Below are 20,600 nucleotides of genomic sequence, written 5' to 3'. Positions count from 1 at the left end.
AATGACCGACGATCTCAGGGACGCGGCGGGCGACGGGCCGGATCAGAATCGGCTCGTTACCAAACCCTTTCAAAAGCGTGGCCTGCAGCGCCCCGTGCTCTGGCTGACAGCCTTTACGGTTGTCGCCTTCTTCGTCTGGGCGGCGAATGCGCCACTCGAGGAGGTGACCCGCGGCATGGGCAAGGTCGCGCCGTTGAGCCACGGGCAGATCATCCAGAGCCTGGAGGGGGGCATCGTCAGGTCCATCGCGGTGCAGGAAGGCGAGGAGGTCGCTGCCGGGCAGACGCTGGCGGTGCTGGACGACACACATTTCCGCGCGGCTTTCCAGGATCTGAAGGGGCAGACGATCACGCTGCGCGCCGCCCTCACCCGCCTTCATGCCGAACAGGCCGCTGCCGAAACGGTCGAATTCGATGCCGAGATAGCCCAAAACAAGGATGTGGTGGAAGCGGAGCGGGAGCTTTTCCAGGCACGGCGGCGCAAGCTGGCCGAAGCCACCGCCTCCCTGCGTGAGCGACTATCGCTTGCCGAAAGCCAGCTCGCCCTCGTCCACCCGATGGCCGAGCGGGGGGCGGTGAGCGCGGTGGACGAGATTCAGCTGGAGCGCACCATCGCGGATCTGAAGGGCGAACTGGCTGAAATGGAGAACGGCTACGCCCAGGACATCAGCAGCGAGATCGCCCAGAAAGGCGCCGAGCTGTCGAGCCTCGAGCAGCAGCTCGCCCAGAAGCGCGACACGCTGGAGCACACGGAGTTGAAGTCGCCTGTCCGAGGCATCGTCAAGAACCTGAAAGTAACGACCCGTGGCGGCGTGGCGGCGCCTGGCGAGACGATCATGGAAATCGTGCCGCTGGACGATCAGCTTTACGTGGAGGCGGAAATCCGACCGCAGGACGTTGCCTTTCTAAGGCCGGGCCTGCCGGCAACGGTGAAGATCACCGCTTACGATTACACGATCTACGGCGCGCTGAGCGGCAAGCTTGTCTTCATCAGCGCCGACACGATCAGGGACGAGACCCGCCGCGACGGTGAACCCTATTACCGCGTCCGGGTGCTCACCGATTCGGCCGCGCTGAAGGGCCCCAAGGGCTTGTTGCCGATCAAGCCGGGCATGGTCGCCGAGGTGGACATCCAGACCGGGAGCAAGACCGTGCTGGAGTATCTGCTGAAGCCGCTTTTGAAAGGCCAGGAGGCGCTGGGGGAGCGATGAGGGATCCTCCAGGATTCGTTTGTATGGCAATGTATACGTATACGAGCGAAGTTATGTAAACATTATGCTTGACAAGAAGGGTTTGTCGTGGCCTAGCGGGCACACTTTTAGCCCTTCTGGTGCTTCCTGCGGTTCGGCAGTAGCATGTGCCGTGCATATGCAGCGCGGCCGCGAGGCGGGTGGGTGCTGTCCACGCGCCCGGAGACGCCGTGGGTATGTTGGCCACCGGGACTTTTGCGGCGCATCGTTTACCTCATAACCGATTTAAATATAAGATATTTATTAGGGAACTATCATGAATATCCAGGCTGAAGTCATTCATACCGGTTCGTCCACTCCTCAAACGGCAGTGCTTGCCGGGCCGTCCTCTCTCCTGAAAGCGGGCAACGCTGCGCGCGTGACGCTGCTCATTCCGGAGACCGATGTTGTCGTTTACGAGCGGCTGGGCGACGACTTGGTCCTGACGCTCGCGGATGGCAGGAAGATCCGCCTCGAGGATTTTTTCCGGAACGATGCGGACGGCGAGCCTTCCCTCAGGTTCGTTGACGGGGAGCACGCGGGCGGTGGCGACTTCGCCGACACGTCGTTTCACAACGCTCCCCAGGGGATCGTCGAGCCGGCCATTTCCGGTCAGAGCCACGTGGGCGCGTCGGCTGCGGTGGGGCTGATGGCGCTCGCGGGCGCTGTGGTCGGCGGCGCCGCGGCGGCCAGCTCCAGCCGCGGTAAGGACGACGACAACACCGGCGGTACAGGCGGCGGCACGGGCGGCAGCACCGGTGGCGGTACAGGCGACGGCAGCACCGGCGGCGGCACGGGCGGCAACACCGGCGGTGGCACGGGTAACGGCAACACCGGCAGCGGCACGGGCGACAGCACCGGCAGTGGCACGGGCAACGGCAACACCGGCGATGGCACGGGCGGCAGCACCGGCAGTGGCACGGACAATGGCAACACCGGCAGCGGTACGGGCGGCAGCACCGGCGGTAGCACGGGCAACGGCAACACCGGCGGTGGCACAGGCGGTAACACGGGCAATGGTGGCACGGGCGGTGGCAGCACTGGTGGCACGGGCGACGGCAATACCGACGGCGGGATGGGCGACGGCAACACCGGCGGCGTCAAACGCGGCATCGAGCAGAGTGTCGAGATCACGGCGGTCTCCTCCGGCACAGGTGAATCGAGCAGCGACTTCGTCACCCGAGAGATGAATTTCGAGATCCGCGGCAAGGCGACCTTGGACGCCGGCGACACGGTACAAATCCACCGAAGCGGCTGGACCGAATGGAAAACCGTGGAGGTTGCGGACGACGGGACCTGGCACTTCGTGGATCAGGCTGTCGACGGCAGGTACACATATGAGGTGCGGGTGCTCGACCATGAGAACCACCTGATTGCCTCAGCCCGGGACCGCCAGGAGGTGGAAGTCGACACACAGGCGCCTTCGCAGACAGTCGAGGTCATGACGGTGGACAGCCGTCCCGGGAGCGACGGTGGCTTCATCACCAATGAAGAGACGCCGGTCATAACGGGCAAGCTGTCATCCAGCCTCAAGAAAGGCGAGAGCCTGCAGATCAAGGTCGACGACGACGTCAACGTGGAAGGCTGGAGTAACGTCGAGGCGGTCAACGGAGTGAACTGGTCGTACAATGTCGCCGGTGATCTCACCGAAGGCGGGCACACCGTTCACCTGAGGGTGGTCGATAAGGCCGGCAATACGGGCAATATCGTCGACACGGCAGTTGAAGTCGACACAACGCCGCCGCCGCTCGACGTGAGCTCGACCAACGATGGTAAAATCCACGTCGAATCGGAAGGCGGTACCCTGGTTACCTTCAAGCCCGTCAAGGGTTCCAATGGAGGCGCAGCGAGCGCCGGTGCGATCTCGTATACCGTGCCTGACAACGGCGTGCTTGAAATCCCGGCAAGCGCGCTGGCCAACCTTGGCGAGACGTTCACTGTGTCGGCCGAAGACGCCGCCGGCAATGAGAGCGAGAACAAGTCTTTAACCGTCGCAATAGATCCCTCCGCTGCGGTGCACAAACCGAAGGTGGACGCTGTCTTGCCCAGCGAGATCAGCGGTAAAGGCGTTGCCGGCGATATGTTGCGGGCGATCAACGAGACCACCGGCCAAACCATCGGTACCGCAACCGTGGATGACGATTATACGTTCTCGATCACGCCCGGCAGCGGCTCTATCTCGGGCGGTGACAAGATCAGGATCGAAGCGGTCGACTCCAACGGAACTTCGCTGGCTTCGAGCGATCTTCGGACGGTCACGTCCGATCTCATGTATACGTTTGACCATTCGACTTTTAGTGAGGCGACGATAACCAGCTTTGTCGGACACGAGATAACGAATACGGCGGGAGACAAGCTCACCGCCAACTTCGCCAGCCAAAAGGAAAGCAGAATATCTGGATCCATAGTCGATCGTAACGGTACTAAGTACAACGAAGGATATGCGGGCAACGACGGCGCTCGAACGACAACCCTCGGCGACTTCAACGGTGATGGAATATCCGATATTTTGTTCTCCATCGACGGTTTCCACGATACGATCATAAATGTTTTTGCCGGAAAGCCCGACGGCGGCTTCGAGGCACGCGGAATCTCGACGGCCTTGAAGGAGAAAACATCGGGTCAGGACAATTCGCAATCGACCCTTACCGCGGATGTCGATAACGATGGCATCCTGGACTACGTGCATACGCATGATACGGTTTCAGCGATGCAAATGGATGTATATCTGGGAAAGGGCGACGGAAGCTTCGAGGACGACCCCGTTACCCATACTTTCAGTCATAACGCAACGGTCGGTTGGGACCTGGAAGGGCAATCGGACGACCAAAGCACGTTCCTGGCCGATATGGATGGAGATGGGAATGTCGACTATGTCTACGGTAAGAACGGGACGGATATAAGGGTTCTCCTTGGCAACGGCGACGGAACCTTCTCCAAGACCCCAAAGGTGACCGATGAATATAAGAAGGCGGGATATAACATAGACAAGGCAACATTTGTCGGCGACTTCAATGGAGATGGCATTGGCGACTATCTTTATGCGGAGCGTGTCGGCGAAGACACGCGTATAGATGTCCTGCTCGGCTCCAGCGATAGGCGGGGTGAGTTTGATCCGAAACCCATCAGCAGCACGCTGAAAGGAGACCGGGTCGGCATTGCGGCGTGGACTGGGGCCTCACTCGACCAATCCACCCATGTCTTCGACGTGAACGGCGACGGAAGGCTCGACTACGTGTTCATCCACGATGGGAACCCTACGAATAACGGAACCGACCGCAACAGCGAGGGCGTTTTGACCGCCTACCTTGCGGACGAAAAAGGTGAGTTCTCCGATGATCGCGTTATCGAAATGGATTTGCCGAAAGGCATGGTCGGCATGCAGGCCAACTTCGAACTCTATACGCCCCTCCTGGGCAACCATTTCGTCTATGCGACGTATAAGACGCAGGAAGGTACCACCGCGGGCGAACCGCTCAACGGTGGCAACGACGCGGATCGCCTGATCGGCCACGGCGGGAAGGACACAATTTCGGCCGGAGGCGGCGATGACCTGATCTTCGTGCCCGATCTGAACTTCACGAGCGTCGACGGCGGATTGGGCGTCGACAGGCTAGCGGTGACGGACCTTGAGGATCTTTCGGGCCTTGCCAAGGTGAACATCTCCGGCGTGGAGATTCTTGATCTGACCGGCTCCGGCAAGAACACGCTGACGCTGGACCCGGGCCATGTGAAACAGCTGAGCAAGAATATCACCGGGATCCTGCGGATCGACGGCGATAGCGAAGACGTGGTCACCCTCCACGGCTTCCGCCACGAAAGCAAGCCGACCGAGACCCAGCCGAGTGGAGATACCGCCTACGAGCTTTACACGCAGGGCAATGCGCAGGTCTGGGTGGATACCGATATCCAGGTCGTGGTTTGACCTAACACCGAAAGCACTTGGTGGCCGAAAAGCGGCCGCCCCCTCCACACGTCACACAAGCCCTTCCCGCTGCCACAGCGGGGAGGGCTTTCTGTCAGGGGCCTCACTCCGAAACCGCCTCTAAAGGTTTTTGGCGTATCGGTGACGCCGGTTGGGGATAGAGGTATCAGGCCGGGGCGGATGGAAAAGGGCATTTCACGAAGCGGTCGCGCGGGCTACCCCGCCGCTTTCCGTGTCGGCCCGGCGAGCCGGCCCGCGCTTCTCCATTCAGCCCGGGAATTCCTCAAATACGCGGCCATTCGAGCCGGTCTCGAAGCTGTCGCCCACACCCATGCACAGGCTCTATTTCCCGCCCTTGGCGGGCGCGGCGTCATCTTCACGCTGCATCACGTGAGGCCTGTCGAGGCCCCGCGTTTTGCTCCCAACGCTCATCTCTCCGTCACCCCCGATTTTCTAGCGCAGGCCATCGTCGCGGCACGCGAGTGCGGCCTCGTGCCGGTGCACCTTCACGACCTGCCGGCACTCTTGTCCGACCCGGCGGACAAGCGGAAGTTCGCCGCCTTCACGCTCGACGACGGATACCGCAACAACGCCACGTTCGCCGCACCCGTCTTCCACAAGTTCGATGTGCCCTATACGATTTTCCTCACCGCCGGCTTCGTCGAGCGCACACGCACCATCTGGTGGGAGACGGCGGCCGCGCTCGTGGACAAAAACATGGGGCTGACGTTCGATTTCGGCGACGGCCCCGAAAAGGTCGCAACCACGACTGCCGCGCAGAAGCGGGCCGCCTTTGCGCGCCTCGCGGCCTTCGTGGGGACGGTCGACGAGGACGAAGCGGTGGAGCGGATCGACCGGGCCTCCCGCGCCGCAGGTATCGAACCCGCTGCCATTGTCGACGAACTCGTCATGGACGAGGCCGATCTCCGCGCGCTCGGCGAGGATCCTCTTGCCCATTTCGGCGCCCACACGCTCACCCACGTCAACCTCCGGCGCGTCGGCAGCGAGCGGCTGCGCGAGGAGGTGGAGGCATCGGCGCGCGCCGTCGAAAGATATGTCGGCCGTCCCCCGCGCTCTTTTGCCTATCCCTATGGCCAGCCTTGGTCGCTGGGAGAGCGCGAGGTACGGGCGGTGGCGGAGGCGGGGTTCCCCCTCGCCGTGACGACGCAGCCCGGCGTTTTAAGGCAGGCCAGCCTTGAGCGGCCGACGGCCTTGCCGCGCGTCTCGCTGAACGGCCGCTTCCAGGCAAAGCGCCACGTCAAGGCGCTTGTCTCGGGCCTGCTGTTCAAGCGCACTCTGGCTAGGCCGGCACCGCGCTATCCCCGGAACTAAGCCCCATGCCGCGCAATCACGCCGAGAAAGGCATCGCCGTAGCGCTCCAGCTTGGCCTCGCCGATGCCGGAGATGGCGGCGAGCTCCAGCCGGCTGGCCGGGCGGGCGGCGGCCATTTCGATGAGCGTCCTGTCGTGGAAGATCACGTAGGGCGGCAGGCCCTGATGGCGGGCAAGTTCGAGCCGCTTTTCGCGCAGCGCCTCGAACAGGGCGCGGGCGGCGGGCTCCATATTGCTGGCGGCCTCGCGGCGCGCGGCTTTCTTGCTCGTCCTGGTGGCTTGCCTCGGCACGCGCAGCATCAGCGCCGGCTTGTCGCGCAGGAAGTCGCGCCCACGGTCTGAGATCGACAGGCCGCCGTGCCCGGCAAGATCGACGGAGACCAGGCCGTGGGCGACGAGCTGGCGCAGGATGGAGCGCCAAGTACGCGCGTCGTACTCTTTGCCGATACCGTAGGTGGATACCCGGTCATGCCCGAAGCGGGTGATGCGCTCGTCTTCCTCGCCGAGCAGGACGGCGGCGATATAGGCCTGTCCGAAGCGCTCGCCGGTACGGTAGATGCAGGACAGCGCCTTTTGCGCGGCAATCGTTCCGTCGAAAAGCTCGGGCGGAGCGGCGCAGTTGTCGCATTTGTTGCAGGGTTCGTGCGCGTCGCCGAAATAGTTGAGCAGCACCTGGCGGCGGCACTGGCCGGTCTCGGTCAGGCCCAGAAGCGCGTCGAGCTTCTGCCGCTCCATGCGCTTGCGCTGTTCCGGCGCGTCCGATTCGTCGATGAAGCGGGTGCGCAGCGCGATGTCGTCATAGCCATAGAGCATCAGGGCTTCCGCCGGCAGGCCGTCGCGGCCGGCACGGCCGGTCTCCTGATAGTAGGCCTCGATGCTGCCCGGCAGGTCGAGGTGGAGGACGAAGCGCACGTCGGGCTTGTCGATGCCCATGCCGAAGGCGATGGTGGCGACCATGACAACGCCTTCCTCGCGCTGGAAGCGCGTCTGGTTGGCATCGCGCACCGCCTTGTCCAGGCCGGCGTGATAGGCAAGTGCGGTAAAGCCGCGCTCGTTGAGAAAGGCGGCGGTTTCCTCGGTCTTGCGCTTGGAAAGGCAATAGATGATGCCGCTCTCGCCCCTGCGCCCCTCCAGGAGGGCGAGCATTTGCTTGCTCGGGCCATCCTTCTCGGCGATGGCATAGCGGATATTGGGCCGGTCGAAGCCGGCGACGAAGCTGTTCTCCTCGCCGATCTTCAGATGATCGATGATCTCGGCGCGGGTGGGGGCGTCGGCGGTGGCCGTCAGCGCCATGCGCGGCGTGCCGGGAAAAAGCTCCGCCAGACAGTCGAGCTTGCGGTATTCGGGCCGGAAATCGTGCCCCCATTGGGAGAGGCAATGGGCTTCGTCGATGGCGATGAGCGACAGCGGCACCGGGCGCAGCCGCTCCAGCATTTCCGCCCTCAGGAGCGTTTCCGGGGCGACGTAGAGGAGGTCGAGCGCGCCGTTTTCGATGGCGCGCCAGATATCCGCGCGCTCATTGAAGGCGAGCGAGGAGTTGAGCGCGGCCGCCCTCACGCCGGCCTGGCAGAGAGCCGCCACCTGGTCGGCCATCAGGGCGATCAGCGGCGAGACGACGAGCCCCATTCCCTGCCGGCACAGGGCGGGGATCTGATAACAAAGCGATTTGCCGCCGCCCGTCGGCATCAGCACGAAGGCGTCGTTGCCGGCGATCACATGGGCGATCACCTCCGCCTGCCGCCCGCGAAACGCTTCGTAGCCATAGACGGTTTTCAGAAGGTGCAGAGGCTCGAGCGTCATTCAAATCGGGGTGCATAAGAGGGCTGTTCCGTCCTCATAACAGGCCTACCTTCATTTTGCACCCGGAGCCGACCTTTAAGACGTGAAACTCGGTGGGGAAGCCGCTATGTACCCGGTGTTCACCATTTCGGGATAGCGCGGCGACACCATCCCGACATGCCAGCAGGAGGCGAATCCGATGAACGAGGCACCCTCGCTGATGTTCAGCGAGACGGGAGAGGCGGCGCAAGCCGTGGCAAGGCTCCTGTCGCGGGAAGACAAGACGTTCAGTGAGCTCGGCCGGTTGATCGGCGAGCGCCGCCCCCCGGTCGTCACGGTGGCGGCGCGCGGCTCGTCCGACCACGCGGTGAGCTTCTTCAAATATCTGTTCGAGATCACGGCCGGCATTCCGGTCGCCTCCATTGGGCCTTCCGTCGCCTCGGTCTACCGGGCCTCGCTGCATCTTTCCGGTGGGTTGCACATCACCGTCTCGCAGTCGGGCGCAAGCCCCGATATCATTGCCGTGCAGGACGCGGCCAAACGCGGCGGAGCGCTGACGGTGGCGGTCGTCAACGTCGCCGACAGCCCGCTGGCGCATGGCGCCGACGTCGTCTTGCCCATCCACGCAGGCGAGGAGAGGAGCGTGGCCGCCACCAAGAGCTTCATCGCCTCGGCCGCCGCTCTCGCCGCCGTAACGCAGGCTGCCACCGGGGACGCCGGCCTGGCCGCGGGCCTCGCGCGGCTGCCGGAGGCGCTGGCGGCCGCATGCGAGGCCGACCACGCGCCGGCCCTGCCCCTCATCGCCGGGGCCGGTTCCCTCTATACGGCCGGGCGGGGACCGGGCTTCGCCATCGCGCTCGAGGCCGCGCTCAAGGCCAAGGAAACGGCGAAGCTGCACGCCGAGGCCTTTTCGCTGGCCGAGTTGATGCACGGCCCTATGCAGCTCGTCGACGAGGGCTTCCCCATCCTCGCCTTCCTGCCGGAAGACGAGGCGCTCACCTCCAGCATCCAGGCTGTGGACAGGCTCAGCGGGCTGGGCGCTGCGGTCGTTGCCTTCTCCTCGCGGGCGCTTGGGCCCCACACCATCGCCGTGCCGTCCACCGGGCACGGCCGGCTCGATCCGCTGGTGGCGCTCGTCGCCTATTACCGGCTGGTCGAGCGCCTGGCGCGGGAGCGGGGGCTCGACCCGGATGCCCCCGACAAGCTCAAGAAGGTGACGGAGACCATCTGATGGGCGACGCCACAATCGCCGGTGCGCGGCTGTTCGACGGCGAACGCTTCCACGACGGCCATGCGCTCGTTGTCGAGGAAGGGCGCGTGAAGGCGGTCGTGCCGGAGGCGGAAATCGCCGGCCGCGACGGTGTCACTCGGCTAGACGGCGGTATCCTGGCGCCGGGTTTCGTCGACGTGCAGGTCAATGGCGGCGGCGGGCGGATGCTCAACAACGATCCTTCGCCGCAGACGATGGCCCGCATCGCCGCCGCGCATCGCCGCTACGGCACCACGGCCCTCTTGCCGACGCTGATCACCGACACGCGCGCGGTGACAGAGGCGGCGATCGCCAGCGCCATAGAGGCCTGCCGCACGGCGGAAGGCGTCGTGGGCCTGCATCTGGAAGGGCCACATCTGGCGCCGGCGCGGCGCGGTGCGCATCTGGCCGAGCTGATGCGGCCGATGGAGGGGGCGGATGTCGAAACGCTCTGCCGTGCTGCCGAAGCGCTTCCGGTCCTGCACGTCACGCTGGCGGCGGAACAGGTGACGGCGGAGCAGGTGGAGCGGCTCGCCAGGGGCGGCGTCATTGTCAGCCTCGGCCATACGAACTGCACGAGCGAAGAGGCGCGGCGCCTGTTCGACGCTGGCGTGCGTGGCGTCACCCATCTCTTCAACGCCATGAGCGGGCTTTCCCACCGCACGCCGGGGCTGGTGGGCGCGGCGCTCGACGCCGGCGAGGTGTGGTGCGGCATCATCGCCGACGGCCATCACGTCGACCCGCTGGCGCTCGGCGTGGCACTTCGCGCCAAGCGCGGGCCGGGGCGCCTTTACCACGTAACAGACGCCATGGCGCTGGTGGGCAGCGAGGCGGGGAGCTTTCAGCTCAACGGGCGCACGGTGCGGCGCGAGCCCGGGGCCGTGTGCTCGAAGCTTGTCCTTGAGGATGGAACGCTCGCCGGCTCCGATCTGGACATGGCCTCCGCCGTGCGTTTCAGCGTCGAGGTGCTGGGCCTGCCGGTCGAGGAGTCGCTCAAGATGGCGGGCGCCTATCCGGCGACCTTCCTCGGTATCGAGGGCGAGCGTGGCTTTCTGATGCCGGGCGCGCGCGGCGACCTCGTGCATCTCGGCGACGACCTCCATGTGCGCCGGGTGTGGCTGGCGGGCAGGCCGCAATAGGCCGGCTATTTCCGTCCCTGGCGGAAGAGCTGGTTCCAGAAGTCATAGAACGCAAGGCAAAGCACGACGCCGGTCACCACGAACAGCGCCGGACGCGGCACCGAGAAGACGAAGATGCCGAGATAGCCCGTCAGCGTCAGCAGGGCGGCAAGGGCGATGATCCGGTCGAGCAGCATCGGGTCCCCCTAGCGTCCGTAAATGAGCTGCGGCAGGTAGTAGATGATCGACGGTACATTGTAGATCACGATCATGGCGAGGAACACCATCGCCACATAGGGCAGTGAGCCCGCAAAGATGTGCGTGAGCTGCACATGCCGCGGCGCGATGCCCTTCAGGTAATAGGCCGACATGGCCATCGGCGGCGTCAGGAACGAGGTCTGCAGGTTAAGCGCGATCAGGATGCCGAAGAACAGCGGATCGATGTCGAAGAGCGGCAGGAGCGGCAGGAAGATCGGCACGAAGATGATGATGATCTCCGACCACTCCAGCGGCCAGCCGAGCAGGAAGATGATGAGCTGCGCCAGAAGCAGGAACTGCAGCGGCGTCAGGCTCAGCCCCTCGACGAACTCGCGCACCAGCTGCTCGCCGCCGAGATAGGAGAAGACCGAGGCGAAGACCCAGGAGCCGACGAAGAGCCAGCAGACCATGGCCGTCGTACGCACCGTCAGATAGACCGATTCCTGCAGGCGCTGCCAGGTGAGCGCGCGGTAGGCGATGGCCAATACCAGCCCGCCCAGCGCGCCGACGGCGGCGGCCTCCGACGGCGTGGCGAAGCCGAGCAGGATCGCCCCCAGCACCACCGTGATGAGGGTGGCGAGGGGGAGGAAAGAGGTCAGCAGCAGCCAGGCCACTCTCAGGAGGCTGATATCCTCCATTTTCTCGGCCTGCGGCGCGAGCTTCGGCTGCAAGAGCGCGCGGCCGACGATATAGACGAGATACATGCCCGCCAGCAGGAAGCCCGGCAGCAGCGCACCGGCATAAAGCCGCACGATGGAGACGCCGGACGTCGCCGCGTAGACGATCAGCATGATGGAGGGCGGGATGAGGATGCCCAGCGTGCCGCCGGCGCAGATGACGCCGGAGGCGAAGCGCGTGTCGTAGCGGGCCTTCAGCATAGCCGGGAAAGCGAGAAGCCCCATCAGCGTGACCACGGCGCCGACGATGCCGGTGGCGGTGGCGAAAAGCGCGCAGGTGATAAGCGCGGCCACCGCCATCGAGCCGGGCAGGCGCCGTGTGGTCACGCTCAGCGTGTGGAACAGGCGGTCGACGATGTTGGCCCGCTCCACCAGGTACCCCATGAAGAGGAACAGCGGTACGGCGGTCAAAACGTCGTTCGCCATGACGGAGTAGGTCTGGTTGACGAAGAGGTCGAAGACCCGATTGTTGAAGAAGCCGCCGATCCAATGCTGGATCAGCGTTATCGTGTCGGCATCCTCCTGCAGCGCACGCGTGTAGCGTATCCACATGCGGTCGGGGTCGTAATAGGCGTAATAGCCGAAGCCGATGCCCATCGCCATGAGGGTGAAAGCGATGGGAAAGCCCAAGAGGATGATGAAGATGAAGATGCCGAGCATGGCCACGGCGACTTGCGGGTCGGTCATGACCGCGGCTCCCTCGGCTCGATCACATCCACGGCCTCGCTGCCGTGACGGAGCGCCTCGGCGCGCTCCTTCTGCAGTATCGTTTCAAGCTCCTCCACATCCTCCCTCTGGCGCGGCCACTCCCCCGTGCGGATGGTGATGATGCAGCGGAAGACCTGGGCGATGCCCTGGATGACCAGGAGGATGCCGGCGGCGATGATTATCGACTTAAATTGATAGATCGGCACATTCGCCGGGCTCATGGTGCTGACTTCGAGATAGCGCCAGGAACGGCTGGCGTATCGCCAGCCGGAAAAGACCAGCGCCAGAATGCCAGGAAAGAAGAAGAGGAAATAGAGCACGAGCTCCACCTTGGCCTGGGTCCTCGGCTTCCACAGGCGGTAGATGAAGTCGCCGCGCACATGGCCGTCGCGCGATAGCGTGTAGGCGCCTGCCATCATGAACAGCGTGCCATACATGATGTAGGTGAGATCGAAGGCCCAGACGGTGGGTGCCCTGAACCAATAGCGTACGACGACCTCATAGCTGACGGCGAAGGTCATCAGGACGACGCACCAGGCAAAGGCCTTGCCGAACCACGCGGACACCGTGTCGGCAAAGTGGATGTATCGATGCATGAAAGTGCTCTACTCGCGGAAAGCGATGGTCACGGGGCGGGCGACACCGCCCCGTGACGACCCAACACCGGTTAGAAGTTTATCTTGTCCGGGAAGTAGTGCTGGTACGCCAGCTTGTAGTCCGGCGAATTCATCAGCGTGTAGAAGACCACGCGCTCGCACCATTGTTTCTGGCTCTCCACGACCTTGGAAAAGAACTCGTCCTCCATCAGGTCCGGCAGGATCTGGTCCCAGGCGTCGAGCTGCACCTGAAGCACGTCGTCCGGCGTGCGCCGCACGTTGACGCTGTGCTCCGCCTGCAGCGCATCCAGATCCTTCGAATACTGGTCCATGGCGAGCGCGAAGTTCGCCAGGTGCACCGCCTCGACGCCGTGTTTGAGGATCGCCTGCAGGTCGGGATCGAGGCTTTCGAAGCGGTCACGGTTGAAGATGAACTCGAAGGATTCACTCGCCTGGTGGTAGGAGGAGAGCATGTAGTTCTTGGCCACATCCTGCGAGCCGAAGCGCATGTCCGAGGTCGGGTTGTTGAACTCGAAAGCGTCGATGACGCCACGCTCCATGGCCGGTACGATCTCGCCGCCCGGAAGCTGCGCCACGCTGGCGCCCATGGCCTGGAACAGGTCGGCGGCCAGGCCCACCGTGCGGTACTTCAGGCCCTGGATCTGGTCGGCGCTCTCGATCGGCTCCTTGAACCAGCCGAGCGGCTGCGCCGGCATGCCGAAAGCGAAGAAGCCGACAACGTTGAGGCCCAGAACGTCCTGAACGAGCTCGCGGTAGAACTCGTCGCCACCGCCATGATACATCCAGGCGATCATCTGGTTGGCGTCGGCGCCGAACACCGGGCCCGTGCCGAACAGCGATGCCGCCTTGTTCTTGCCGTACCAGTAGACCGGCACGGTGTGGGCGGCGTCGATGACGCCGTCATGGCATGCGTCCTGAACCTGGAAAGCGCCGACCACGGCGCCCGCCGGCAGGAGATCGATCTTCAGGCGGCCGCCGGACATCACCTCGACGCGCTCGACATATTGCGCGGCCATGTCCTGGAAGATATCCGAAGATGGCCAGGACGACTGCATCTTGAGCGTGATCGGAGACTGTGCGAGAACGGCCGGAGCGGCCAGAGAGCCGGCCGCCGCCGCCCCCGCGGCAGTGGTAGCCGTGCCGAGGAACTTACGGCGTGAAAGCGTCTTGTCACTCATCATATTCCTCCCTTTATCGGTGGCTCATTATTGTTGTTATCGAGCATAGCTCATCAAGCCATCCTTCCAATCATGCAGGAAAAATAGGGCGGAGCGGAAGCGGCAACGGCCTTTATAATACTAAAGTCGTATAAGGCTGGCGCGGCGCCGGCAGGCACGATAGCCTGTCGCGCGCCTCCGGAATCAAGGTACTCGTCATGGTCTTCGTGCCCGATCTCGCCCTCATCCTGCAATTCGCCGCCGCCACCTTCGTGATCGCGGTCACCCCCGGTCCGGACATGACGCTGTTCGTCGGCCGCGCCCTGTCGCAGGGGCGGGCGGCGGGCTTTGCCTGCATGTTCGGCGCCATGACCGGCATCCTGGTGCACACGCTTCTGGTGGCGCTGGGGCTGTCGGCGCTGATCGTCGCCTCGCCGCAGGCCTTCCTGGCGTTGAAGATCTTCGGCGCCGGTTATCTCGTCTGGCTCGCCTGGCAGGCCATCCGCCACGGTTCCGCCTTCGCGCCGGAGACGAAGGCGGGTGCCGGGCGGTCGTTGTTCAAGAACTGGGTGACCGGCCTCGGCATCAACCTTTTGAACCCGAAGATCATCCTGTTCTTCATGACCTTCCTGCCGCAGTTCGTGTCGCCTAGCGACCCCCACGCCTCCTCGAAGCTGCTCTTTCTCGGCCTGCTGTTCATTCCACTCGCCCTACCGATCACCGCCCCCATGGTGCTCGCCGCGGACGGGTTTTCCAAGCTGCTCAGGAAGAGCCCGAAGGTGACGCGGGCGGTGGACTACCTGTTCGCCGGCGTGTTCTCGGCCTTTGCGGTGAAGATTTTGACGGCGCAGGCGCGGTAGATTCCCTCCCCAAGGGGAAAGGCACCTACTCGCCGTGCCCGGCGATCATCATCGCCTCGAGCTTCAGCCGCTCCGTCTTCTTCATGCGCTCCGAAGCCGATTTGAGCTGACCGCAGGCGGCAAGGATATCGCGGCCGCGCGGGGTGCGGATGGGCGAGGCGTAGCCGGCGCGGTTGACCATCTCGGCGAATTTCTCGATCTGCTCCCAGTCCGAGCACTCATAGGCGCTGCCGGGCCACGGGTTGAAGGGGATCAGGTTGATCTTGGCCGGGGTGCCCTTCAGGAGCCGCACCAGTTCTCGCGCGTCGTCGAGCGTATCGTTCACCCCCTTCAGCATCACATATTCGAAGGTGATGCGCCGGGCGTTCGACAGGCCGGGATAGGCGCGGCAGGCGTCCAGCAGTTCTTTTAGCGGATATTTCTTGTTGATCGGCACCAATTCGTCGCGCAGTTCGTCGCGCACGGCGTGCAGGGAGATCGCCAGCATGACGCCGATCTCTTCGCCGGTGCGGTAGATCTCCGGCACCACGCCCGAGGTCGACAGCGTGATGCGGCGTTTCGACAGCGACAGGCCCTCGCCATCGGAGGCGATCAGAAGCGCCTGCTTCACGTTCTCGAAATTGTAGAGCGGCTCGCCCATGCCCATCATGACGATATTCGTCACCTTGCGGCCTTCCGCCGGCACGATGGCGCCGTCCGGCGTGTCGGCATCGGGGAAGTCGCCCAGCCGGTCGCGGGCGACCAGCAACTGATCGAGGATCTCGCCCGGTGTCAGGTTTCGCACCATCTTCTGCGTGCCGGTGTGGCAGAAGGTGCAGGTAAGCGTGCAGCCGACCTGGGAGGAGATGCACAGCGTGCCGCGGCCTTCCTCGGGGATGTACACCGTCTCCACCTCGACCGGGCGGCCGGCGCCGCGCGGCGGGAAACGCAGGAGCCACTTGCGCGTGCCGTCCTGTGAAATCTGCTCCTCGACGATCTCCGGCCGGGCGATGGTGAAAGTCTCTTCAAGCGCCGAGCGCAGCTCCTTGGAGATGTTGAACATCTTCGAGAAATCGGAAACGCCGCGCACGTAAAGCCAGTGCCAGAGCTGGCGCACGCGCATGCGCACCTGCCGCTCGGGCACGCCGACGGAGGCAAGGGCTTCGCCCAGCTCTTCGCGCGACAGGCCGATCAACGGTTTCTTCTCCGCCTGTATCTCAGGACGCAGCCGCGTGCGGCTTTCAGGGGTCGATGTATCGATTGTCAGGGTCATGGTGCATTCAAATGCGTTTCGGGCGGCGCCTTGGCCGCCCGTTCATCTGGAGGCGCTCATAGCACAGGGCGGCGGCGGGGTCACCTCCCTTGCAAAAGGGTAGTGGGAAGTGCGCTTATTTGCGCTAGGCTACACAAATGTGTATTGTATGCTACACATATGGAGCTACACATGACGCTGAACATACGAAATGAAGAGGCCGACGAACTCGCCCGCCGATTGGCGCGCATCGACCGGACCAGCATTACCAATGCGGTGGTCTCCGCGCTTCGGGAAACACTCGACAGCCGGATGCGCAAGGAAACACCCCGTGAGACAGCGCGCAGGATACTCGCGCGGCGGGGCCTATCCTTTCAGCCCAATCGCAAACCGGTGCCGCCGGAAGCCTTTCACGACCTCGACCATGATCTGGGCGGTGATGCGTGATGTTCGTCGATGCCTGCGCGATCGTATCGCTGATGGCTGGCGAGGATACCGCCGGGGCCTATGAGGCTGCGTTGCTTGACGCACCGGCCGCCTTTACGTCGGTCCTTGCTGCGTGGGAGGCGATTATCGTTCTTTCCCGACCGGACCAGCTCAATTGCCGGTACAGCGAGGCGGAAGGCGCGGTCGTGGAGTGGCTGGAGGCCCGCAACATCCAGCTGCGCGAGCCAGAATCACTCCGGCCCGTGCTGTCCTATGCTGTCGCGGTCGCGCAGGAACAGGGGATCGGGCGCCGCTACCTCAGCAACTTCGATTGTTTCCACTACGCCTATGCCAAGGCGATGGAGGCGCCGATTCTTACCCTCGATCAACTCTTGCGAGAGACCGATATCCGCACTGTGCCTTAAGACCGGGCGCTCACAGATAAAGCAACGACCGCCCGGCCTCGTTGAAGAGGTGCAGCTTCGTAGGCTCGGCGGCCAGCGAAACCGTCTCGCCGCGGCCGAACTTCTGCACGCCGGGCAGTTTCACGATCACCGGGTCGGGCACGTTCTCGACGTCGAGATAGACGTTCGTCACCTCGCCGAGGGACTCGACGATGTTCACCCGCCCGTCGAACAGGCCGCCGCCGTTGGAGGCGATGGTAAGGTCCTCCGGCCGCACGCCGAGGCGCACTTCCTGTCCAGCCATGTCCGCCGGCGAGGGGATGGGCAGGTCGGCCCGCGTCTTGCCGAGCCTGATGGTCGTCTTCTCGCCGGCCTTGTCGATCTTGGCGGGCTGTATGTTCATGGCCGGCGAGCCGATGAACTGGGCGACGAACAGGTTGGCCGGCTTCTCGTAGAGTTCGATAGGCGCCCCCACCTGCTCGATATTGCCGGCCGACAAGACGACGATGCGGTCGGCCAAGGTCATCGCCTCCACCTGATCGTGGGTGACGTAGATCATGGTGGAGTCGGGCATGGACTCCTTCAATTTGGCGATCTCGATGCGGGTCGCCACGCGCAGTGCCGCGTCGAGGTTCGACAGCGGCTCGTCGAAGAGGAAGACCTTCGGGTCGCGGACGATGGCGCGGCCGATGGCCACGCGCTGGCGCTGGCCGCCCGACAGCGCCTTGGGCAGGCGGTCGAGATAGGGCGTGAGCTGCAGGATCTCGGCGGCCGCGTTCACGCGTTTCTCGATCTCGGCCTTCGGCGCCTTGGCGATCTTCATGCCGAAGGCCATGTTGTCGTAGACGCTCATATGCGGATAGAGCGCGTAGGACTGGAACACCATGGCGATGCCGCGCTGGGAGGGCGGGATGTCGTTCACCCGCTCCTCGCCGATATACATGTCGCCGCCAGTGATCGATTCGAGCCCGGCGATCATGCGCAGGAGCGTGGACTTGCCGCAGCCGGACGGCCCGACGAAGACGACGAACTCCCCCGTCTTGATCTCCAGGTCGATGCCGTGGATGACCTTCGTCACTCCGTAGCTCTTCTTGATGTCCTTCATGAGAACGCCGGTCATTACTCTCCTCCCCGGTGATATGCCCTGGCCAACCGCAGGTTCAGCGTTTCTATCTCGTGGCTGCCGCCTTTGCCAATCGCCGTGTGCATGGCGTCAACCTCCCTTGACGGAGCCGGCAAGCAGCCCCCGGACGAGATAGCGCTGCAGCAGGAAGAAGACGGCGATGGGCACCACGATGGCGACGAAGGCCGAAGCGGTGAGGATCTCCCAATTGCCGCCGCGGGAGCCCAGAAGCTCGCGCAGCCTTCCCGTCATCACCAGCTGCTCCTCGTTGTTGCCGAGGAAGACCGTGGCCACCAGAAGGTCGTTCCACACCCACAGGAACTGGAAGATGGCAAAGGAAGCCAGCGCCGGGAACGACAGCGGCAGGACGATCTTCCTGAAAATCTCGAAATCCGACGCGCCGTCCACCTTCGCGCTTTCGATGATCTCGCGCGGTAGGCCGGAGATGTAGTTGCGCAGGAGATAGATGGCGAGCGGCAGGCCGAAGCCCGTGTGCGCCAGCCAGATGCCGATATAGGACTTGCCGATGCCAACACCATTATAGAGCCTGAGCAGCGGTATGAGCGACATCTGCAGCGGCACCACCAGAAGGCCGACCACGACCGCCAGAAGCAGCGCACGCCCCGGAAACTGCATCCAGGAGAGCGCGTAGGCCGCGTAAGCCGCGATGAGAATGGGGATCACGGTCGCCGGAATGGTGACGGTGAGCGTGTTGATGAAGCTCTGGCCAATGCCTTCGGAGAACAGCACCGTCCTATAGTTCGCCAAGGTGAACTTCGGAGCCTCCAGGGCGGTAACGAACAGCCTCTCGCCGCGTGTGTCGTCCGGCTGTTCCGAGTAGGCGACGACGTAGTCGCCGTTCTCCTCCACGGTGGCCGTGCCGCCGCCGCGCATTTCCGCAACCTCGCCGGGCTGGAACTCCGACGGCCGCTGGATGGAGACGCCGAAGGCGCTTATGCGGCCCGATCCACTTTCGAAAACGTTGCCGCGCAGCACCCAGTTGGCGCCCTCCCGCTCGGCCTCCGCCGGCGGAGCGGTGCGCGCGGCGATGCTCTGCTCGGAGGGGAAAAGCGCCGTCCACCAGCCGCTTACGGCAAGCTGGTCCTTGTCGCGCAAGGAGGAAACGAGGATGCCGAAGGTGGGGACCGTCCAGATCACGACGAGCAGGAGGACGGCGAGGTTGACTGCCCAGGTAAGCGCGGGGCGCTGGCCGACTGCCGTGCTCATCGTATATCCTTTCGTGCTTCACGGATGTTCCAGATCATGATGGGCACCACCAGCACCATGATGACCAGGGCGATGGTGGACGAACGGCCGAAGTCGAGCCCGCGGAACATCCAGTCGAACATGTAGTTGGCCAGCACCTGGCTGCCCCACTGGCCGTTGGTCATGGCAAGCACGATATCGAACACCTTCAGGACCAGGATGGTGATGGTGGTCCACACCACGGCGATGGTGCCCCAGATCTGCGGCACCTTGATCTTGTAGAAGATCTGGAAGGGCGAGGCGCCGTCGATGATGGCCGCTTCGATGGTCTCTTCGGGTATGCCGCGGAGGGCGGCCGACAGGATGACCATGGCAAAACCGGTCTGGATCCAGATCAGCACCACCATGAGGAAAAAATTGTTCCAGAACGGCAGGGTGATCCAGGCCTGCGGCGCTCCCCCGAGGGTGGTGACGATGGAGTTCAGCGCGCCGATCTGGTCGGCCCCCTCGGGACGGTAGTCGTAGATGAATTTCCAGATGACGCTGGCGCCGATGAAGGAGATCGCCATCGGCATGAAGATCAGGCTCTTGGCGATGTTGCCCCAGGAGATACGGTCGGTCAGCGCTGCGGCGATGAGGCCGAAGAAGGTGGCCGCCGCGGGCACCACGACAAGCCACAGCAGATTGTTGCGCATGCTTTCGCGGAAGCCGCCGTCGCGCGCCAGCCACTCGTAGTTCGACGTGCCGACCCAGCCCCGTCCGCTGGGGCCGTGGAAGCTCAGCCAGATGGAGTTGAAGACCGGATAGACCAGATAGATGGTCAGGATGACGATCGCCGGCCCGAGGAAGAGCCAGGGGCGGATGGCGTTGGCCTTGGTCAGGTTGGCGCCGATGTTGGCGCCGGAGGCGGGGTAGATGGTGTCGAGAAGGCGGTTGGAACCCCAGAAATAGCCGAAGCAGGCGGCCACGCCCAGGACCATAACGGCCACGGCTCCGATCAATTTGTATGCCGGCAGGATGAGGCTGATGAGCGCGTAGGCGCCAACGGCGAAAACCACGCTGACAATGATGCCCGCCGCCATGATGAAGAGGGTGAGGAGCGCCGTCGTCAGGAGCGACCCCAAATCCGATGCGGATGCCGATGGCCCCGCCGTCGTCGATACTGCCACTTTCAGCCCTCCCGGCTGGAGCGGACGCTTCGTCTCCCTGCCGCGAGGTCCGCTCTCGCTTTTCTTATAGAGGAAGCCGGTGCGGCGGTCCGTCTTCCCCGATGAATTTCGTTGCGGGCGGGGCGCCCGGTAGT

At 64.0% G+C, this 20,600-nt stretch carries 17 protein-coding genes; 8 read left to right on the top strand and 9 right to left on the bottom strand.

Annotated elements, in window-relative coordinates:
* Position 1: 1 nt before the first annotated feature.
* The 3 genes from GPJ75_RS09980 (at position 2) to GPJ75_RS09965 (ending at position 6,485) form a co-directional block, all read left to right on the top strand.
* The gene (locus GPJ75_RS09980) at positions 2 to 1,210 is read left to right on the top strand and encodes an HlyD family type I secretion periplasmic adaptor subunit (RefSeq protein ID WP_163267591.1); all 1,209 of its coding nucleotides are present in this window, start codon (positions 2 to 4) and stop codon (positions 1,208 to 1,210) included.
* Positions 1,211 to 1,505: 295 nt separating this feature from the next.
* On the top strand, positions 1,506 to 5,153 hold the full coding sequence (locus GPJ75_RS09970) for an Ig-like domain-containing protein (RefSeq protein WP_205602498.1): 3,648 nt from the start codon (positions 1,506 to 1,508) through the stop codon (positions 5,151 to 5,153).
* A 180-nt stretch (positions 5,154 to 5,333) separates the two neighbouring features.
* Positions 5,334 to 6,485, top strand: coding sequence for a polysaccharide deacetylase family protein (locus GPJ75_RS09965; RefSeq protein ID WP_163267585.1), 1,152 nt, complete (start codon positions 5,334 to 5,336; stop codon positions 6,483 to 6,485).
* Here the strand turns inward: GPJ75_RS09965 and recQ are convergent.
* Positions 6,482 to 8,284, bottom strand: a complete 1,803-nt coding sequence (gene recQ / locus GPJ75_RS09960; protein ID WP_163267583.1) for a DNA helicase RecQ — start codon at positions 8,282 to 8,284, stop codon at positions 6,482 to 6,484. The genes GPJ75_RS09965 and recQ overlap by 4 nt on opposite strands.
* A 178-nt stretch (positions 8,285 to 8,462) precedes the next feature.
* Between recQ and GPJ75_RS09955 the strand changes: the two genes are divergently transcribed.
* Both GPJ75_RS09955 and nagA read left to right on the top strand, forming a co-directional pair.
* The gene (locus GPJ75_RS09955; RefSeq protein ID WP_163267581.1) at positions 8,463 to 9,494 is read left to right on the top strand and encodes an SIS domain-containing protein; all 1,032 of its coding nucleotides are present in this window, start codon (positions 8,463 to 8,465) and stop codon (positions 9,492 to 9,494) included.
* Positions 9,491 to 10,651, top strand: a complete 1,161-nt coding sequence (gene nagA / locus GPJ75_RS09950; protein WP_163267790.1) for an N-acetylglucosamine-6-phosphate deacetylase — start codon at positions 9,491 to 9,493, stop codon at positions 10,649 to 10,651. Before GPJ75_RS09955 ends, nagA begins: the two co-directional genes overlap by 4 nt.
* A 5-nt stretch (positions 10,652 to 10,656) precedes the next feature.
* Here the strand turns inward: nagA and GPJ75_RS09945 are convergent, their stop codons facing one another.
* The 4 genes from GPJ75_RS09945 to GPJ75_RS09930 all read right to left on the bottom strand — a co-directional run bounded on the left by GPJ75_RS09945 (position 10,657) and on the right by GPJ75_RS09930 (position 14,068).
* A complete protein-coding gene (locus GPJ75_RS09945) occupies positions 10,657 to 10,827 on the bottom strand; it encodes a hypothetical protein (protein WP_163267579.1) in 171 nt (56 codons plus the stop codon).
* A 9-nt stretch (positions 10,828 to 10,836) separates the two neighbouring features.
* Positions 10,837 to 12,252, bottom strand: coding sequence for a TRAP transporter large permease (locus GPJ75_RS09940; RefSeq protein ID WP_163267577.1), 1,416 nt, complete (start codon positions 12,250 to 12,252; stop codon positions 10,837 to 10,839).
* The gene (locus GPJ75_RS09935) at positions 12,249 to 12,869 is read right to left on the bottom strand and encodes a TRAP transporter small permease subunit (protein WP_163267575.1); all 621 of its coding nucleotides are present in this window, start codon (positions 12,867 to 12,869) and stop codon (positions 12,249 to 12,251) included. Before GPJ75_RS09935 ends, GPJ75_RS09940 begins: the two co-directional genes overlap by 4 nt.
* Positions 12,870 to 12,940: 71 nt before the next feature.
* The gene (locus tag GPJ75_RS09930) at positions 12,941 to 14,068 is read right to left on the bottom strand and encodes a TRAP transporter substrate-binding protein (RefSeq protein WP_163267573.1); all 1,128 of its coding nucleotides are present in this window, start codon (positions 14,066 to 14,068) and stop codon (positions 12,941 to 12,943) included.
* Positions 14,069 to 14,265: 197 nt separating this feature from the next.
* Here GPJ75_RS09930 and GPJ75_RS09925 point away from each other — a divergent pair, with 197 nt between their 5' ends.
* The gene (locus GPJ75_RS09925) at positions 14,266 to 14,907 is read left to right on the top strand and encodes a LysE family translocator (protein ID WP_163267571.1); all 642 of its coding nucleotides are present in this window, start codon (positions 14,266 to 14,268) and stop codon (positions 14,905 to 14,907) included.
* A 25-nt stretch (positions 14,908 to 14,932) separates the two neighbouring features.
* On the opposite strand, the gene rlmN is transcribed toward GPJ75_RS09925, so the two are convergent.
* On the bottom strand, positions 14,933 to 16,159 hold the full coding sequence (rlmN, locus tag GPJ75_RS09920) for a dual-specificity RNA methyltransferase RlmN (RefSeq protein ID WP_163267569.1): 1,227 nt from the start codon (positions 16,157 to 16,159) through the stop codon (positions 14,933 to 14,935).
* A 171-nt stretch (positions 16,160 to 16,330) separates the two neighbouring features.
* Here rlmN and GPJ75_RS09915 point away from each other — a divergent pair, with 171 nt between their 5' ends.
* Positions 16,331 to 16,585 (top strand): type II toxin-antitoxin system VapB family antitoxin, encoded by a 255-nt coding sequence (locus GPJ75_RS09915; RefSeq protein ID WP_163267567.1) that lies wholly within the window; start codon positions 16,331 to 16,333, stop codon positions 16,583 to 16,585.
* Positions 16,585 to 16,989, top strand: coding sequence for a type II toxin-antitoxin system VapC family toxin (locus GPJ75_RS09910; protein ID WP_163267565.1), 405 nt, complete (start codon positions 16,585 to 16,587; stop codon positions 16,987 to 16,989). The genes GPJ75_RS09915 and GPJ75_RS09910 overlap by 1 nt, the downstream gene beginning before the upstream one ends.
* 10 nt (positions 16,990 to 16,999) lie before the next feature.
* Here the strand turns inward: GPJ75_RS09910 and GPJ75_RS09905 are convergent, their stop codons facing one another.
* From GPJ75_RS09905 to GPJ75_RS09895, 3 genes are all read right to left on the bottom strand, one after another.
* The gene (locus tag GPJ75_RS09905; RefSeq protein WP_163267563.1) at positions 17,000 to 18,088 is read right to left on the bottom strand and encodes an ABC transporter ATP-binding protein; all 1,089 of its coding nucleotides are present in this window, start codon (positions 18,086 to 18,088) and stop codon (positions 17,000 to 17,002) included.
* A 93-nt stretch (positions 18,089 to 18,181) separates the two neighbouring features.
* Positions 18,182 to 19,318 carry a carbohydrate ABC transporter permease gene (locus GPJ75_RS09900; RefSeq protein ID WP_163267561.1) on the bottom strand — a complete coding sequence of 379 codons (1,137 nt, stop codon included), beginning with the start codon at positions 19,316 to 19,318 and terminating at the stop codon, positions 18,182 to 18,184.
* On the bottom strand, positions 19,315 to 20,277 hold the full coding sequence (locus tag GPJ75_RS09895; protein WP_246249014.1) for a carbohydrate ABC transporter permease: 963 nt from the start codon (positions 20,275 to 20,277) through the stop codon (positions 19,315 to 19,317). Before GPJ75_RS09895 ends, GPJ75_RS09900 begins: the two co-directional genes overlap by 4 nt.
* Positions 20,278 to 20,600: the final 323 nt, after the last annotated feature.

Source organism: Chelativorans alearensis, from assembly GCF_010993735.1.
Classification (GTDB): domain Bacteria; phylum Pseudomonadota; class Alphaproteobacteria; order Rhizobiales; family Rhizobiaceae; genus Chelativorans; species Chelativorans alearense.
The sequence above is the reverse complement of the archived record's forward strand: the minus strand, read 5'-3'. Positions and strand labels throughout refer to the sequence as shown.

Coding starts and splice junctions, on each gene's coding strand:
- GPJ75_RS09980 (WP_163267591.1), top strand. CDS start 2: ATGACCGACGATCTCAGGGACGCGGCGGGCGACGGGCCGGATCAGAAT.
- GPJ75_RS09970 (WP_205602498.1), top strand. CDS start 1,506: ATGAATATCCAGGCTGAAGTCATTCATACCGGTTCGTCCACTCCTCAA.
- GPJ75_RS09965 (WP_163267585.1), top strand. CDS start 5,334: ATGGAAAAGGGCATTTCACGAAGCGGTCGCGCGGGCTACCCCGCCGCT.
- recQ (WP_163267583.1), bottom strand. CDS start 8,284: ATGACGCTCGAGCCTCTGCACCTTCTGAAAACCGTCTATGGCTACGAA.
- GPJ75_RS09955 (WP_163267581.1), top strand. CDS start 8,463: ATGAACGAGGCACCCTCGCTGATGTTCAGCGAGACGGGAGAGGCGGCG.
- GPJ75_RS09945 (WP_163267579.1), bottom strand. CDS start 10,827: ATGCTGCTCGACCGGATCATCGCCCTTGCCGCCCTGCTGACGCTGACG.
- GPJ75_RS09940 (WP_163267577.1), bottom strand. CDS start 12,252: ATGACCGACCCGCAAGTCGCCGTGGCCATGCTCGGCATCTTCATCTTC.
- GPJ75_RS09935 (WP_163267575.1), bottom strand. CDS start 12,869: ATGCATCGATACATCCACTTTGCCGACACGGTGTCCGCGTGGTTCGGC.
- GPJ75_RS09930 (WP_163267573.1), bottom strand. CDS start 14,068: ATGAGTGACAAGACGCTTTCACGCCGTAAGTTCCTCGGCACGGCTACC.
- GPJ75_RS09925 (WP_163267571.1), top strand. CDS start 14,266: ATGGTCTTCGTGCCCGATCTCGCCCTCATCCTGCAATTCGCCGCCGCC.
- rlmN (WP_163267569.1), bottom strand. CDS start 16,159: ATGACCCTGACAATCGATACATCGACCCCTGAAAGCCGCACGCGGCTG.
- GPJ75_RS09915 (WP_163267567.1), top strand. CDS start 16,331: ATGACGCTGAACATACGAAATGAAGAGGCCGACGAACTCGCCCGCCGA.
- GPJ75_RS09910 (WP_163267565.1), top strand. CDS start 16,585: ATGTTCGTCGATGCCTGCGCGATCGTATCGCTGATGGCTGGCGAGGAT.
- GPJ75_RS09905 (WP_163267563.1), bottom strand. CDS start 18,088: ATGACCGGCGTTCTCATGAAGGACATCAAGAAGAGCTACGGAGTGACG.
- GPJ75_RS09900 (WP_163267561.1), bottom strand. CDS start 19,318: ATGAGCACGGCAGTCGGCCAGCGCCCCGCGCTTACCTGGGCAGTCAAC.
- GPJ75_RS09895 (WP_246249014.1), bottom strand. CDS start 20,277: ATGGTCCTGGGCGTGGCCGCCTGCTTCGGCTATTTCTGGGGTTCCAAC.